The sequence below is a fragment of the Rhizobacter sp. P2_H3 genome, from assembly GCF_056403355.1.
Genome location: NZ_JBFUFQ010000006.1, coordinates 30718 through 45373, shown reverse-complemented (window position 1 = coordinate 45373; position 14656 = coordinate 30718). Strand labels below are relative to the sequence as shown.

Below are 14656 nucleotides of genomic sequence, written 5' to 3'. Positions count from 1 at the left end.
GTGAGCGGGGCGCCATTGTCCCGCACGCGACAGCCCGCGACGGGAAATCCCGGGCGACGCCATCGTGCGTGCCGACTAGTCTCGATCTGCCACTCGGCGCCCACACCAGGAGACACCCCATGCATCAGCGTCACTTGCTGAGGATGACGGCTTTCGCCGCCGCCTCCACCTTGCTGTTCTCCGCCTGCGGCGGTGGAGACGACGGCCCTGCCCCGGCGCCCGCGCCGGTCCCCGAGGAGACGCGTGCACAGGATGGCCGCACCGCGTTCACCGCCGATCCCGCGGCGCTCGCGTTCGACGCGCTCGCGGGCCTGGCCGTCGAGACCGACCGCTGGACCGGCGTGCAAGGCGGTGCCGGCTACCGCGTCGAGGTGCCGAAGACCGGCTGGAACGGCAAGCTCGTGATGTATGCGCACGGCTACGTCGGCACCGGCAACGCGCTCGTGGTGACGAACCCGTCGATCCGCCGCTACCTGCTGGAGCAGGGTTTCGCGTGGGCTGCATCGAGCTACGGCAAGAACTTCTACGACGTGCGCGCCGGCGTCGAGGACACCAACGCGCTCGCGCAGGCCTTCGTGCAGATCGCAGCGGCCAACGGCCGCACGCTGGCGGCGCCGACCCGCACCTACCTGATCGGCCATTCGATGGGCGGCCACATCACCGCGGCCGCGATCGAGGACGAGGCGGCCGCGACCGCGGTCCACAAGCAGAAGTACGACGGCGCGGTGCCGATGTGCGGCGTGGTCGGCGACACCGAGCTGTTCGACTACTTCGCCGGCTACCAGCTCGCGGCGCAGCAACTGGCCGGCGTGCCGGCGACATCTTTCCCGACCACCGACTGGGCCACGCTGGTCGCCGACGTGCGGACCACGTTGTTCGCGAGCCAGACCTCGTTCACGACGCCCACCGCGCAGGGCGCGAAGCTGAAGGAGGTGGTGATGAACCTGACCGGCGGGCCGCGGCCGATCTTCGACCAGGGCTTCGCGAACAACGGGCTGCAGAACGTCGTGTGGGGCACCTTCGGCGGCGACGGCAGCATCAACGGCATCCTGAACAGGAGCGTGGTCGACACGAACCGCTTCAGCTACCGGTTCACCGCGAGCGATGCGGTGCTGGCCTCGTTCAACGCGTCGATCGTGAAGGCGACGGCGGTACCCGATGCCAACCGGCTGCGCACGGATGGCCTGCGCTGGATCCCGAAGGTGAACGGCGAGTTCAAGATCCCGGTCGTCAGCCTGCACACGCTGGGCGACCTGTACGTGCCGTTCCGCATGGAGCAGGTCTACCGCGAGCGTGTCGAGGCGAAGGGCAACGGCGGCTGGCTGGTACAGCGGGCGGTGCGCGCACCGAGCCACTGCGACTTCACGGTGGCCGAACAGGTCGGCGCGTTCTCGGCGATGGTGGCGTGGGCCGAGACCGGCGTGAAGCCGGCCGGCGATGACGTGACCACCGCGGCGACGGTGGCCGACCCGGGCTATGGCTGCACCTGGACCGTCAACGCCGGCGGTGCGGACGACAACCCGACGACGATCGCGACCCGCGCGCTGATGCCGGCCTGCCCGGCGCCGTGAAACAGCTCAGCGGCCGAGCAGCTTGCTCTCGGCCAGGGCGAGCGGCTCCGGCAGCCCCGACAGCACCAGCGTGTCGCCGCCGGCCAGCAGCAGCGCGTCGTGCGGCTTCGTCACCGCGCCCGACGCGCGGCGCACCGACACCACGGTGACGCCCACCGCATGCAGCGCCAGCGCCGACAGCGGCTGGCCGATCCAGCTGCCGGCCGACGGCATGCTGACGCTGAGCAGCCGTGCCTGCTGCCGCTCGTCGACGGTGTCGTCGTCGGCGCCGTGGAAGTAGCCGCGCAGCAGCCCGTAGCGCGCATCGCGCTGGTCCTGCACGACGCGGATCACGCGCCGCATCGGCACGCCCACCAGCGCCAGCGCATGGCTCGCGAGCATCAGCGAGCCCTCGATCGCCTCGGGCACCACCTCGGTCGCTCCAGCCGCCTGCAGCCGCTCGATGTCGCTGTCGTCGAGCGTGCGCACGATCACCGGCACCGTCGGCGCGTGCGCCTGCACCAGGTGCAGGATCTTCATCGCCGACGGCGTGTCGTGGTAGCTCACCACCACCGCGCTGGCGCGTGCCAGCCCGGCCGCCATCAGGCTCTGCAGCCGCGCGGCGTCACCGAACACCACGCTCTGCCCGGCCGCGGCGGCCTGGCGCACGCGGTCGGGGTCGAGGTCGAGCGCCATGTACGGGATGCGCTCGCCGTCGAGGATGCGCGCCAGGCTCTGCCCGCTGCGGCCGTAGCCGGCGATGATCACGTGCGCCTCGGTGTTGATCGCGCGCTTGGCGATGCTCGTCATCGCGACCGACTGCATCAGCCAGTCGCTCGAACTCAGGCGCATCACGATGCGGTTGCTGTACATGATGATGAACGGCGTGGCCAGCATGCTCAGCACCATGCTCGCGAGCACCGGGCTCTGCAGCGGGGCCGGGATCAGGTGCTCCTGCGTCGCCAGCGTCAGCAGCACGAAGCCGAACTCGCCGGCTTGCGCCAGGTACAGGCCGGTGCGCAGCGCGACACCCGGCGCCGCGCCCGCCAGCCGCGCCAGCAGCGTCACCAGCGCGAACTTGAACAGCACCGGCAGCACCGTCATCGCCAGCACCAGCGGCCATTGCCGCAGCACGATCTCGACGTCGAGCTTCATGCCGATCGTGATGAAGAAGAGCCCGAGCAGCACGTCGTGGAACGGCCGGATGTCGGTCTCCACCTGGTGCTTGTACTCGGTCTCGGCGATCAGCATGCCGGCCACGAAGGCGCCGAGCGCGAGCGACAGCCCCGCATGCTCGGTCAGCCAGGCCAGGCCGAGCGTGACCAGCAGCAGGTTCAGGATGAACAGCTCCTCGCTCTTGCGCCGCGCCACCAGCGTGAGCCACCAGCGCATCACGCGCTGCCCGCCGACCAGCAGCACGGCGAGCACCAGCACCGCCTTCAGGCCGGCCCAGGCCAGCGCCGGTGCCAGCGCATCGGGCGATGAGCCGAGCGCCGGGATCAGCACCAGGAACGGCACCACGGCCAGATCCTGGAACAGCAGCACGCCCATCACGCGGCGGCCGTGCTCGCTCTCCAGCTCGAGCCGCTCGGCCATCAGCTTGACGACGATCGCGGTGCTGCTCATCGCCAGCGCCCCGCCCAGCGCGAACGCGCTCTGCCACGACAAGCCCCAGCTGCGCCCGACCTGCGCCAGCCCCCAGCCGAGCAGCACGTTGCCCGCCAGCGCCGCCAGCACCGTCATCGCGACCTGGCTGAGGCCGAGGCCGAACACCAGCCGGCGCATGCTGTTGAGCTTCGGCAGGTTGAACTCGAGCCCGATCACGAACATCAGGAACACCACGCCGAACTCGGCCAGGTAGGTCATGCCGGCCGAATCCTTGGCCAGGCCGAGGGCATTCGGGCCGATCAGCACGCCGACCGTCAAATAGCCGAGCATCGGCGGCAACTTCAGCGACCGGCACGCCACCACGCCCAGCACCGCGGCGATGAGATACAGCAGGACGAGTTCGAGTGTGGATGCCATGAAGTCGCTGTCGCAACGTGCGTGCCTACAATCGCCTGATCCTATCGGACCGAAGCTTCTCTCCGTGCCCCTGACCGCCCCTCCCGCCGATTCTTTTGATGCCGAACGCGTGCTGCAGCTGGCGCGCGAGACCTTCGACATCGAGGCCCGCGCGCTGCTGGCCTTGCACGCGCGCCAGGGCGACAGCTTCGTGCAGGCGGTGCGCGCGATGCTGCAGTGCAAAGGCCGGGTGGTCGTGATGGGCATGGGCAAGAGCGGGCACGTGGGCCGCAAGGTCGCGGCCACGCTGGCCTCCACCGGCACGCCCGCCCTCTTCGTGCACCCGGCCGAGGCGAGCCACGGCGACCTGGGCATGGTGACGCCCGGCGACGTGGTGCTCGCGATCTCCAATTCGGGCGAGAGCGACGAGCTCGCCGCGATCCTGCCGGCGCTCAAGCGCCTGGGCGTCACGCTGGTCGCGATGACCGGCCGGCCCGACTCCAGCCTGGCGAGCCATGCCGACATCACCATCAGCAGCGCCGTCGACCAGGAGGCCTGCACGCTGAACCTCGCGCCCACCGCCAGCACCATCGCGCAGATGGCGGTCGGCGACGCGCTGGCGGTCGCGCTGCTCGATGCGCGCGGCTTCCGCGAGGAAGACTTCGCCCGCTCGCACCCGGGCGGCAGCCTGGGCCGCAAGCTGCTGACCCACGTGCGCGACGTGATGCGCAGCGGCGACGACGTGCCGCAGGTGCCGCCGGCCACGCCCTTCGTCGACACGATGCGCGAGATGACGCGCAAGGGCCTGGGCGCCACCGCGGTGCTCGGCGAGCGCGGCGAGATCCTCGGCATCTTCACCGACGGCGACCTGCGCCGCCTCGTCGAGCAGGGCCGCGACCTGCGCGCGCTGACCGCGGCCGACGTGATGAGCCCGAGCCCGCGGCGCGTGCGCAGCGATGCCCTTGCGGTCGACGCGGCCGACCTGATGGAGCTGCACCGCATCACCGTGCTGCTCGTCGTCGACGCCGACGACCGGCTGGTCGGCGTCATCAATACCAACGACCTGATGCGCGCGAAGGTGATCTGATGGCCCTGGACGACATCACCCCGGTGCTCGGCTTCCCGCCTGAGCTGCTGCTGCGCGCGCAGGACATCCGCGCCGCGATCTTCGACGTCGACGGCGTGCTGACCGACGGCCGCATCTACATCAGCGAGCGCGGCGAGGAGTTCAAGGCCTTCAACACGCTCGACGGCCACGGGCTGAAGCTGCTGGCCCAGGGCGGCATCGCGCCGATCGTGATCACCGGCCGCGATTCGCCGGCGGTGCGCCGGCGCGTCAACGACCTGGGCATCGCGCATGCCGTCTACGGCGTGCACGACAAGCTGGCCGCCGCGCAGCACCTGCTGACGACGCTCGGCATCGGCTGGGATGCGGTGGCGGCGATCGGCGACGACTGGCCCGACCTGCCGCTGCTCGCGCGCGCCGCACTGGCCTGCGCGCCGGTCAACGGCCATGTCGAGGTGCGGGCGATCGCGCACCACGTCACCACGGCGGCGGGCGGCCATGGCGCCGCGCGCGAGTTCTGCGACCTGCTGCTGTCGGCCACCGGCCGCTATGCCGCGCTGCTGCGCGGCCACCTCACCACGCTCGATGGCGGAAGCTGACGCTGCCGCCCAGGCCAGCCGCCCCGGCGCGCTGGCGCCGGCCGTGGCACGCCCGGGCGGCCGGCGCACGCCGCAGCCGCTGCGCTGGCGGCTGGTCGAGCTGCTGTCGTCCTACCTGCCGCTGGTGCTGATGGGCGTGCTCGCGATGGGCACCTGGTGGCTCGTCAAGAACACGCCGCTGTCCGACGACCCGCGCATCGCCGCGCCGCTGCGTCACGTGCCCGACTACGAGATGCGCCACTTCGCGCTGCAGCGCTTCACGCCGCAAGGCCAGCTGCGCGCGCAGATCGAGGGCGACGTGCTGCGCCACTACCCCGACACCGACACCGTCGAGATCGACAACGTGCGGCTGCGCGCCGTCGGCACCGACGGCCGCGTGCTGCACGCCACCGCGCGCCAGGCCATCGCGAACGGCGACGCCACCGAGGTGCAGCTGGTCGGCCAGGCCGAGATCATCCGCGACGGTGTCGACGGCGGCCCGCCGATCAGCTTCCGCAGCGAGTTCCTGCAGGCCTTCATCGACACCGAGCGCATCAAGTCGCACCTGCCGGTCACCATGACCCAGGGCGGCACCGAGCTGCGCGCCGACAGCATGGAATACAGCCACCTCGACCGGGTGATCAAGTTCGGCGGACGCATGCGGGCCGTCTTCAGCCCCCGGGAATCCAAATGAGCGGCGATCGCCTCGTCTTCATCACCGGCGCCTCCAGCGGCATCGGCCAGGCGCTCGCCTGGCGCTTCCACCAGGCCGGCTACCGGCTGGCGCTGGTGGCGCGGCGCACCGACGAGGTCCGCAAGTGGGCCGATGCGCAACGCCTCGACGCGTCGCGCTTCGCGGTGTACGCCGCCGACGTGCGAGACATCGACGCAATCACCGCGGCCGGGCGGGCCTGCATCGCGGCGCAGGGCCTGCCCGATGTGGTGATCGCGAACGCCGGCATCAGCGTCGGCATCGACACCGCGGTGTTCGACGACCTGGCGGTGATGCGGGCGACCTACGAGACCAACAACCTCGGGATGGCGGCCACCTTCCAGCCGTTCATCACCGCGATGCGGGCGCGGCGCAGCGGTGCGCTGGTCGGCATCGCGAGCGTGGCCGGCATCCGCGGGCTGCCCGGTCACGGCGCGTACTGCTCGAGCAAGGCGGCGGTGATCGCCTACTGCGAGAGCCTGCGCGGCGAACTGCGGCCCGACGGCGTCAAGGTCGTCACGCTGGGCCCGGGCTACATCGACACGCCGCTGACGCGCGAGAACCGCTACGGCATGCCGTTCCTGATGCAGCCCGAGGTGTTCGCCGACCGGGCCTTCCGCGCGATCGAGGCCGGCGTCACCTACCGGGTGATCCCGTGGCAGATGGGCGTCGTCGCGAAGCTGCTGCGTGCGCTGCCGAACTGGCTGTACGACCTGGCGCTGGCCGGGCGGCCGCGCAAGAAACGCCAGGGCGAGTGACGGTTTCACCCCGTTCGGCGGGGTCGTGCGTATCAGCCTTCACCTGAACTTTCACGTGAGACGCCCGATGCGCCGTTCTTCCGTTCTGCCCGTGTTGACCCTGTCCCTCCTGTTGGGAGCCCTCACTGCCTGCGGCCGCGGCGGATCGATGGAGGCCGACAGCGGCACCCTCGAGGGGGCGGCGCCGGCCCCGGCGCCCGCCGCGTTCGGGAAGGCCAAGCGCGCGGCCGCTGCCGAGCTGGCGCAATCCGCGAAGGCCGGCGCCGACACGGCCAGCGAGGTGCGCCGCTACGTGGCCGTGCGCCACACGCTGCAGATCTTCACCGCGGCCGACGGCGTCGAAGCCGCCTGGCGCGATGCCACCGACGCCTGCACCGCCGCCGGCTGCGAGGTGCTGAACGCCGCGCTCGAGCGCAACGACGAGCGCCGTCCCGCCACAGCGACGCTCGAGGCGCGCGTGCCGCCGCAGCAGCTCGAGGCCTTCCTCGCGCGGATCAGCGGCCTGGGCCGCACCGGCCTGAACGCGCGCACCGCCGAAGACAAGACCGACACCGTGCTCGACACCGAGGCGCGGCTGAAGAACCAGACCGCGTTCCGCGACCACCTGCGCGTGCTGATGGCGACGCCCGGCGCGAAGCTGAAGGACCTGATCGAGGTCGAGCGCGAGCTGGTCCAGGTGCAGAGCGAACTCGACAGCCTGGCGTCGCAGCGCAAGGTGCTGGCCAACGAGACCGAACGGGTGCACGTGTCGATCAGCTTCGGGGCCCAGCCCTCGGTCATCGAGACCGGCATGTGGCGGCCGGTCACCGATGCGCTGCGCGGCGCGGGGCATGTCATCGCGTCGAGCATCGGGGTGCTGATCACTGCAGTGGTCGGCCTGCTGCCGTGGGGGATCGCGCTGGTGCTGGCGGGCTGGGGCGTGCGGGCCGCGTGGCGCCGCCGCCGGCGCGCCCGCTGAGCGCGGACAGTTGCGGAGGACGCGCCGCAGTTGCACTCCCTGTTGCAAACCTATACTGCGCGCCTCCCTTCGTTCCGGTCCTCCCGATGAACCTCTCGCGCTGGCGCTGGTGGGCGCCTGCGGCCTGTGCCTTTGCGCTGCAGGCCTTCACGGCCGAAGCGCCGGCCCAGGAGGCCGCCGCGCAGCTGCCGCACCCGCGCGCGTCCAGGCTGCTCGCCGACGACCCGCCGCTGGTCATCGACGGCCGCCTCGACGACGCCGGCTGGCGCCATGCCCCGGTGCACGATGCCTTCGTGCAGTACCTGCCGGTCGACCGGCTGCCGGCGCCGCTGCGCACCACGGTGCAGGTGCTGGTCGACGAGCACGCGATCACGTTCGGCATCCGGGCCTACGACCCGCAGCCCGAGCTGATCCGTGCCCCGTTGCTGCGCCGCGACCAGGTGCGCCGCGACCAGGATTTCGTCTCGGTGATGCTCGATGCGGCCGGCACGCGCCGCTCGGCGCAGTTCGTGCGCGTCAACGCGGCCGGCGTGGTGGCCGACGGCATGTACATCGCCGAGACCGACACCGAGGATTTCGCACCCGATTTCGAGGTGGATGCCGCGGTGCACCGCGAAGTCGACGGCTACAGCGTCGAGATCCGCATGCCGCTGCTCGGCCTGCGCTACCCGTACGAGGGCGGCGCGCCGTGGCGGATGATGGTCGGCCGCAGCGTGCCGCGCGAGGCCAGCATGCTGCTGCTCAGCGCGCCGCTGACCAAGGACGCGCTGAACTTCATCGCCGAGCTGCAGCCGGTCGACGGGCTCGAGGACGTGACGGAGCGGGTGCGCGAGCGCTCGTTCCTGACGGTGCGCCCCGAGCTGACGATGCGCTCGACGCGCGGCAGCGAGCCGGCCGACCGCACCTCCGTCGGTGCCGAGATCAAGTGGCGCCCGCGCGCCGACTGGGTGTTCGATGCGACGCTGAACCCCGATTTCTCGCAGGTCGAGCTGGACGTTCCGCAGCTGGCCGGCAACACCCGCTTCGCGTTGAGCGTCGAGGAAAAGCGGCCGTTCTTCCTCGAAAGCACCGATGTGCTGGACCTGCCGCTCGCCTCGTTCTACTCGCGCTCGGTGACCGATCCGCGCTGGGGGCTGCGCGCCACCTGGCGCGGTGCCGAGGCTGACGCGACCGGCCTCAGCCTGAGCGACGACGGCGGCGGGCTGGTGCTGCGGCCGGGCGCCTACGGCACCGGCGTCGCGCTGCAGGACCAGCGCTCGCAGGCCACGCTGCTGCGCGCTCGGGTGCACGGCGAGGCGCTGAGTGCCGGCGGGCTGGTCTCGGTGCGCCGCTACGAGGCCGCGCGCGAGAACCGCGTCGCCGGTGCCGACCTGCTGTGGCGCCGCACCGCCGAGGAGCAGCTGCGCCTGCGGGCGCTCGGTTCGCAGACCACCGCGCTGTTCGACGCCGATGGCGCGCCGTCGGCCGGCGCGCCGGAGGACGGCCGCTACCTGTGGGCTGCGTGGGCGCGGCGCGTGCCGGGCTGGAACCTCAACGCCGAGGCCGCCGAGATCAGCCCGCGCTTTCGCAACGACAACGGCTTCGTCGAGCAGGCCGGCGTGCGCTCGCTGCAGGCCGAGGCGATCCGGCGCTTCGGCGAGGTCGCGCTGCCCGGCATCAACCTCTACGAATTCGAGGCCTACCTGTGGGCGCAGCAGCGCACCGCGCTCGCCGACCCGCGCGAGGGCATCGCCGACGGCGAGCTGGTGTCACGGCGCCTGCACCCCGGGCTGTGGTGGTCGGCGGCGTACAACACCGAGGCATCGGTCGAGTGGCGTGCCCACACCGAGCGCGTGAAACCGGTGTCGGCAGGCGGTCAGGCGCACCGCACGAACGCGCTGGCGCTGACCTACGGCGTGAACCCGGCGCCGTGGTTCACCCGTTTCACGGCCGAACTGGAATGGGGGCAGCGCATCGATGTCGAGGCCGATCGGGTCGGCCGCGGCGCGGTCTGGCTGCTCGAGGCCAAGCTGCGCGGCAGCCTGCCCAACGGCTGGGGCGTCGAATCGGAACAGCGCGCCGAGCAGGGCTTCGTGCGCGGGCCCGACGGCCGCCGCGCGCTGACCGACACCGCGCTGCAGTGGCTGGCCGTGCTGCACCTCGATGCACGCGATTCGGTGCGGGCGGTCTGGCAGCGCCATCGCATCGACCGCGTCGCCGACGATGCCGCCGGGCTGGCGGCGGCGCGCGAGCGGGACACCGTGGGGTCGCTGGTGGCCCAGCACCGCATCGGGCTGGGCCGGGTCTTCAGCGTCGGCATGAGCCGCCAGCGCCCGGGCGTGAGCGCGCCGAAGGACACCGAGGTGTTCGTGAAGGCGGCCTTCGCGTTGGAGCTCTGATTGGGGCTCTGACGCGACGGGCCATGAAAAAAGCGGTGAGCGCTTTCGCACTCACCGCTTCTTGTTCTAACCGGATCGCTGGGGCTGATCAGTAGCCGCCGCGGCTGCCGCCGCCACCACCACCACCGTAGCTGCCGCCACCGCCGGAACGGCCACCGCCGCCACCGCCGTAGCCGCCGCCACCACCGGAGCGGCTGCCGCCACCACCGCCGTAGCCGCCGCCACCGCCGGAGCGGCCACCGCCGCCACCACCACCGCCGTAGCCGCCACCACCGCCGCCGCCGAAGCCACCACCGCCGGAGCGGCCGCCACCGCCGCCGCCGAAGCCGCCCGGACGCTCTTCGCGCGGACGGGCTTCATTGACGACCAGCGCACGGCCGTCGAGGGCCTGGCCGTTCATGCCGTTGATGGCCGATTGCGCTTCGGCATCCGAGCCCATCTCCACGAAGCCGAAGCCCTTGGAGCGGCCGGTGTCGCGGTCCATCATGACCTTGGCGGACGAGACAGTACCGAATTGTGCGAATGCTTGTTGGAGATCGTCGTCGCGAACGCTGTAGGCGAGGTTGCCGACGTAGAGTTTATTGCCCATGGAGAGCGCCTTTCTTTCCTGAAGTCACGAGAACCATGTGGAGCGTGTACCCATCCTGAACCATTCAAGTGAAGGCGCTGCTTCCAGACACAGAATTTTGATTATCGAGTAATTGCGCGAAGCGGTGCAAATTGTGGAAACCCCTTGCAAGCCGAGGGAAACGAAAAGTGTTGTCGTGAACACACGCATAGCCAGTCTTGTGCCCAGCCTGACCGAGCTCGTCGTCGCGCTCGGCCTCGGTCCGCGCCTGGTCGCGCGCACCGGCTTCTGCATCCATCCGGCGGCCGTCGTGCGGGATGTGCCCAAGGTCGGCGGCACCAAGGCGGTGAACCTCGACCGGCTGCGGCGCCTTGCGCCCACCCACGTCCTCGTCAACGTGGATGAGAACCGGCACGACATCGTGCCGGCGCTGCACGAGATGGGTGCGCAGGTCATCGTGACGCACCCGTGTGGTCCCGAGGACAACCTCGCGCTGGTCGACCAGCTCGCCGCGGTGTTCGGCCACGAGCCGGGCGTGCACGACCGCGCACGGGTGCTGCGCGAGGCCTTGCAGCACGAGCTAGGGGAAACCCGTGGTGAAGAAAGTCTGTTGCCTGGCCTGCGGTGCCGCGTGCTCTATCTGATCTGGCACGACCCGTGGATGACGGTCGCGCGCGACACCTACCTGTCACGCATGCTGGCGCGCATCGGCTGGCACACCGAGCCGGCGCTCGACGGCGGCCCGCACGGCGCGGCGCGCTACCCGGTGGTGCGCGGCGACGAGCCCTGGCTCGCGCAGGTGGAGCGCGTGCTGTTGAGTTCGGAGCCGTTCATGTTCAAGGACCGACACCTGGCGCTGGCGCAGGCGCTGTGCCCGCAGGCGCGCGTGCAGCGGGTCGACGGCGAGTTGCTGAGCTGGTACGGGCCGCGCGCGGTGCCGGGGCTGCGCTACCTGCGCGAGCTGGGCCGCAGCTGAAGTCAGAATGCCGCATGGACATCTACAAGCCGCTGATCGCCCTGCTCGCCATCGTGAACCCGATCGGCGTGATCCCGTTCTTCATCCACTTTACCGGTGGTTTCACCCGCGAACAGCGCCAGCGCACGATCCGCGTCGCCGCGTTCAGCGCCTTCATCGTGATCGCGGTCAGCGCGGTGGCCGGGTTGAGGATCATCGAGTTCTTCGGCATCTCGCTGGCGTCGTTCCAGGTCGGCGGCGGCACGCTGCTGCTGATCTCGGCGCTGCAGATGCTGAACGCGCAGCCGGCCGAGACGCGGCAGGAGGATGTGACCGAAGGCAACACCAAGGTCGATGCCGGCGACAGCATCGCGGTGGTGCCGCTGACCATTCCGCTGCTGACCGGCCCGGCCACCATCTCGACGATGGTGATCTATGCCGACAAGACGCGGCATTGGTGGGAGATCGCGGTGCTGGTCGGCTACGGCGTGGTGATCGGCATCGCCGTGTGGCTGGCCTTCAGCGCGTCCGGCCGCATTGCGCGGGTGCTCGGCAAGACCGGCATCAACGTGATGACGCGGCTGATGGGGCTGATCCTCGCGGCGCTCGCGGTCGAGGTGATGTCCGACGGACTGGTGAAGCTGTTCCCGATCCTCGCGAGCAGCATCCACTGAGCCGACTTCACCGCGACTTCATGGCGCCTTCAACGGTGCTGGCCACAGTGCGGCGCTTCAACTCCTGGAGCCCGCATGAAGCCCCACCCGCTGTTCGTCAAGGCGGCCGCCATCGGCGCGATCGCCGTCCTGTTGTCCCTGGCCCTGGGCCGCATCGGTGCCCTGGTCGATGAACGCCAGAGGCGCCTCGCCGAGGCCGAACAGAACGTCGAGGAGAGCCAGGCCGGCCGGCAGGCGCTGCTCGGGCCGCTGCTGCGCACGCGCTGCACCGAGTCGTGGGACGTGCAGTACGGCCATGGCGCCGCTGCCCGCAGCGGCGTCGAGACGCGCGAGTTCATCGTCACCAGCGTGCCGGCCCGGCTCGACGTGACCGCCACCGCGACGATGGAGCCGCGCTGGCGCGGCCTGTTCAAGGTCAACACCTACGGGCTGCACGCCGAGATGGAGGCCGCCTGGGCACCGGTGCGGCCGGCGCTGCGGCATGCGAATGGGCGGCTGCAGTGCGAGCCGCCGGTGCTGCAGGTCGAGGTGACCGACCCGCGCGGCATCCGGCGCGCCGACGTGCGCGTCGGCAGCGACCTGCTGGTGGTGCAGCCCGGCACCGGCGACGAGAAGCGCCCGCAAGGCTTCCAGGCGCGACTGCCCGACGGCTGGCTGCGCGCCGCCGTGCCGGCGCCGGTGAAGCTGTCGCTCGACCTGACCGGCACCAGTGAGCTGGGCCTGGTGCCGGTGGGGCGCGAGAACCACATGACGCTCGCGGGCAACTGGCCGCACCCGTCGTTCGGCGGCCGCTTCCTGCCGACGCGGCGCGAGGTGCGCAAGAACGGCTTCGATGCCACCTGGGATGTGTCCGCGCTCGCCACCGGCGCGGCGACCGACCTGTCGGGCGAGGTCGCGGTGTCGACGGCGGTGCCGCTGACGGCGGCCGCCGTCGCCGGGTCGCCCGACGAGGTGCGCGGGGCTCGTCCGTCCGGCCAACCCGAGGCGTTCAGCGTCGCCTTCATCGACCCGGTCAACCCCTACTCGCTGAGCGACCGGGCGATCAAGTACGGCCTGCTCTTCATCGGCCTCACCTTCGTCGCGGTCGCGATGGTCGAGCTGCTGCTGCGCCGCCGCGTGCACCCGGTGCAGTACCTGCTGGTGGGTTGCGCGATCAGCCTGTTCTTCCTGCTGTTGCTGAGCCTGTCGGAGCACTTCCCGTTCGCCGCGTCGTACGCGGTGGCGGCGGGGGCCTGCGTCGCGCTGCTCGCCTTCTACGGGCGCCACGTGCTGGGCGGCTGGCGCGAAGGGCTCGGCTTCGGGGCCGGCATCGCCGGGCTCTATGGCGCGCTGTACACGCTGCTGCAGATGGAGCAGACGGCCCTCGTGATCGGCTCGGTGCTGCTGTTCGTGGTGCTTGCCGCGGTGATGGTCGCGACGCGCCGCTTCGACTGGTACGGCGTCACTGCGCCGCGCTGAGGCCGTCCGGGCGGCGGGTACCATGCCGCACCATGAATGTGCTCAGCTTCGACAGCTTCGGTGCGCCGGATGTGTTGCGCTATCGCCCGCATCCCGACCCGGCGCCGGGGCCCGCCCAGGCCCTGGTGCGCACCCGCGCGATCGGGCTGAACTTCGCCGACGTCTACCGGCGCAAGGGCACCTACCACCTGGCCGGCTCGCCGCCGTACATCGCCGGCTATGAAGGCGCCGGCGAGATCGTCGCGGCGCCGGCCGGCAGCGGCTTCGCGCCCGGCGACCGCGTCGGCTTCGCCGACATGCCGTTCGCCAACGCCGAGCTGGTGGCGGTCGACCTCGCGAAGCTGATCCCGCTGCCCGACGACATCGGCTTCGACACCGCGGCGGCCGTGCTGCTGCAAGGCCTCACTGCGCAGTACCTGGTGCGCGACAGCCACGCGCTGAAGGCCGGCGAGCGCGTGCTGGTGCATGCCGCGGCCGGCGGCGTCGGCGGGCTGCTGGTGCAGCTGTGCAAGGCGCTCGGCGCCCGCGTGATCGGGCTCACGTCGAGCGAGGCCAAGGCCGCGCAGGCGCGCGAGGCCGGCGCCGATGCGGTGGAGCTGTATTCGCAGGACTGGGTGGCCGCGGCGCAGGCCTTCGCGCCGGGCGGCGTCGACGTGGTCTACGACTCGGTCGGGTCCACGCTCGCGCAGAGCCTGGCCGCGGTGCGCACCGGCGGCCACGTCGTCTTCTACGGCATGGCCGGCGGCGACCCGGCGCCGGTCGACCCGCGCCTGCTGATGGACACCTCGAAATCCCTCACCGGCGGCGACCTGTGGAACGTGCTGACCAGCGCCGACGAGCGCCGCAGCCGGGCCGGCGAGCTGTTCGGCTGGGTGCGCAGCGGCCGGCTGCGCGTGCCGGTCGACTCGCGCTTCGCGCTGGCCGACGGTGCGCAGGCGCATGCCCGCCTGGAGAGCCGTGCGTCGACCGGCAAGGTCCTGCTGATTCCCTGAGCCCC

Annotated in this window: 13 protein-coding genes; 11 read left to right on the top strand and 2 right to left on the bottom strand. The window is 71.4% G+C overall.

Going from position 1 to position 14656, the window contains the following annotated elements; translation table 11 throughout:
• Positions 1–119: 119 nt before the first annotated feature.
• Positions 120–1571, top strand: coding sequence for an alpha/beta hydrolase family protein (locus AC1D1T_RS02260; protein ID WP_477825721.1), 1452 nt, complete (start codon positions 120–122; stop codon positions 1569–1571).
• A 6-nt stretch (positions 1572–1577) separates the two neighbouring features.
• Here AC1D1T_RS02260 and AC1D1T_RS02255 read toward each other — a convergent pair whose 3' ends face one another.
• Positions 1578–3575 carry a monovalent cation:proton antiporter-2 (CPA2) family protein gene (locus tag AC1D1T_RS02255; RefSeq protein ID WP_465110109.1) on the bottom strand — a complete coding sequence of 666 codons (1998 nt, stop codon included), beginning with the start codon at positions 3573–3575 and terminating at the stop codon, positions 1578–1580.
• 70 nt (positions 3576–3645) lie between these two features.
• On the opposite strand from AC1D1T_RS02255, the gene AC1D1T_RS02250 reads away from it, so the two are divergent.
• From AC1D1T_RS02250 to AC1D1T_RS02225, 6 genes are all read left to right on the top strand, one after another.
• On the top strand, positions 3646–4641 hold the full coding sequence (locus tag AC1D1T_RS02250) for a KpsF/GutQ family sugar-phosphate isomerase (RefSeq protein WP_477825724.1): 996 nt from the start codon (positions 3646–3648) through the stop codon (positions 4639–4641).
• A complete protein-coding gene (locus tag AC1D1T_RS02245; protein ID WP_047503808.1) occupies positions 4641–5219 on the top strand; it encodes a KdsC family phosphatase in 579 nt (192 codons plus the stop codon). Before AC1D1T_RS02250 ends, AC1D1T_RS02245 begins: the two co-directional genes overlap by 1 nt.
• The gene (gene lptC / locus AC1D1T_RS02240; RefSeq protein WP_082004273.1) at positions 5206–5892 is read left to right on the top strand and encodes an LPS export ABC transporter periplasmic protein LptC; all 687 of its coding nucleotides are present in this window, start codon (positions 5206–5208) and stop codon (positions 5890–5892) included. Before AC1D1T_RS02245 ends, lptC begins: the two co-directional genes overlap by 14 nt.
• Positions 5889–6668 carry an SDR family oxidoreductase gene (locus tag AC1D1T_RS02235; protein ID WP_047503811.1) on the top strand — a complete coding sequence of 260 codons (780 nt, stop codon included), beginning with the start codon at positions 5889–5891 and terminating at the stop codon, positions 6666–6668. Before lptC ends, AC1D1T_RS02235 begins: the two co-directional genes overlap by 4 nt.
• Before the next feature lie 94 nt (positions 6669–6762).
• Positions 6763–7626 (top strand): DUF4349 domain-containing protein, encoded by an 864-nt coding sequence (locus tag AC1D1T_RS02230; protein ID WP_477824628.1) that lies wholly within the window; start codon positions 6763–6765, stop codon positions 7624–7626.
• 86 nt (positions 7627–7712) lie between these two features.
• A complete protein-coding gene (locus tag AC1D1T_RS02225) occupies positions 7713–10004 on the top strand; it encodes a carbohydrate binding family 9 domain-containing protein (RefSeq protein WP_477824627.1) in 2292 nt (763 codons plus the stop codon).
• A gap of 88 nt (positions 10005–10092) precedes the next feature.
• Here AC1D1T_RS02225 and rbp read toward each other — a convergent pair whose 3' ends face one another.
• Entirely contained in the window at positions 10093–10593 is a 501-nt protein-coding gene (gene rbp / locus AC1D1T_RS02220; RefSeq protein ID WP_047503813.1) for an RNA-binding regulator, read from the bottom strand.
• Between the two features lie 175 nt (positions 10594–10768).
• Between rbp and AC1D1T_RS02215 the strand changes: the two genes are divergently transcribed.
• The 4 genes from AC1D1T_RS02215 to AC1D1T_RS02200 all read left to right on the top strand — a co-directional run bounded on the left by AC1D1T_RS02215 (position 10769) and on the right by AC1D1T_RS02200 (position 14651).
• On the top strand, positions 10769–11548 hold the full coding sequence (locus tag AC1D1T_RS02215) for a helical backbone metal receptor (protein WP_465110112.1): 780 nt from the start codon (positions 10769–10771) through the stop codon (positions 11546–11548).
• A gap of 14 nt (positions 11549–11562) precedes the next feature.
• On the top strand, positions 11563–12201 hold the full coding sequence (locus tag AC1D1T_RS02210; RefSeq protein WP_047503815.1) for a MarC family protein: 639 nt from the start codon (positions 11563–11565) through the stop codon (positions 12199–12201).
• A 75-nt stretch (positions 12202–12276) separates the two neighbouring features.
• Positions 12277–13659: a cell envelope integrity protein CreD gene (gene creD, locus AC1D1T_RS02205; RefSeq protein WP_477824625.1), complete on the top strand. Its 1383-nt coding sequence runs from the start codon at positions 12277–12279 to the stop codon at positions 13657–13659.
• Positions 13660–13691: 32 nt separating this feature from the next.
• The gene (locus AC1D1T_RS02200; RefSeq protein WP_477824624.1) at positions 13692–14651 is read left to right on the top strand and encodes a quinone oxidoreductase family protein; all 960 of its coding nucleotides are present in this window, start codon (positions 13692–13694) and stop codon (positions 14649–14651) included.
• Positions 14652–14656: the final 5 nt, after the last annotated feature.

What these genes read in the sequence shown, in the direction of transcription:
- rbp (WP_047503813.1), bottom strand. Translation starts at nt 10,593, where the DNA reads ATGGGCAATAAACTCTACGTCGGCAACCTCGCCTACAGCGTTCGCGAC.
- AC1D1T_RS02235 (WP_047503811.1), top strand. Translation starts at nt 5,889, where the DNA reads ATGAGCGGCGATCGCCTCGTCTTCATCACCGGCGCCTCCAGCGGCATC.
- AC1D1T_RS02210 (WP_047503815.1), top strand. Translation starts at nt 11,563, where the DNA reads ATGGACATCTACAAGCCGCTGATCGCCCTGCTCGCCATCGTGAACCCG.
- AC1D1T_RS02200 (WP_477824624.1), top strand. Translation starts at nt 13,692, where the DNA reads ATGAATGTGCTCAGCTTCGACAGCTTCGGTGCGCCGGATGTGTTGCGC.
- lptC (WP_082004273.1), top strand. Translation starts at nt 5,206, where the DNA reads ATGGCGGAAGCTGACGCTGCCGCCCAGGCCAGCCGCCCCGGCGCGCTG.
- AC1D1T_RS02245 (WP_047503808.1), top strand. Translation starts at nt 4,641, where the DNA reads ATGGCCCTGGACGACATCACCCCGGTGCTCGGCTTCCCGCCTGAGCTG.
- AC1D1T_RS02255 (WP_465110109.1), bottom strand. Translation starts at nt 3,575, where the DNA reads ATGGCATCCACACTCGAACTCGTCCTGCTGTATCTCATCGCCGCGGTG.
- AC1D1T_RS02225 (WP_477824627.1), top strand. Translation starts at nt 7,713, where the DNA reads ATGAACCTCTCGCGCTGGCGCTGGTGGGCGCCTGCGGCCTGTGCCTTT.
- creD (WP_477824625.1), top strand. Translation starts at nt 12,277, where the DNA reads ATGAAGCCCCACCCGCTGTTCGTCAAGGCGGCCGCCATCGGCGCGATC.
- AC1D1T_RS02260 (WP_477825721.1), top strand. Translation starts at nt 120, where the DNA reads ATGCATCAGCGTCACTTGCTGAGGATGACGGCTTTCGCCGCCGCCTCC.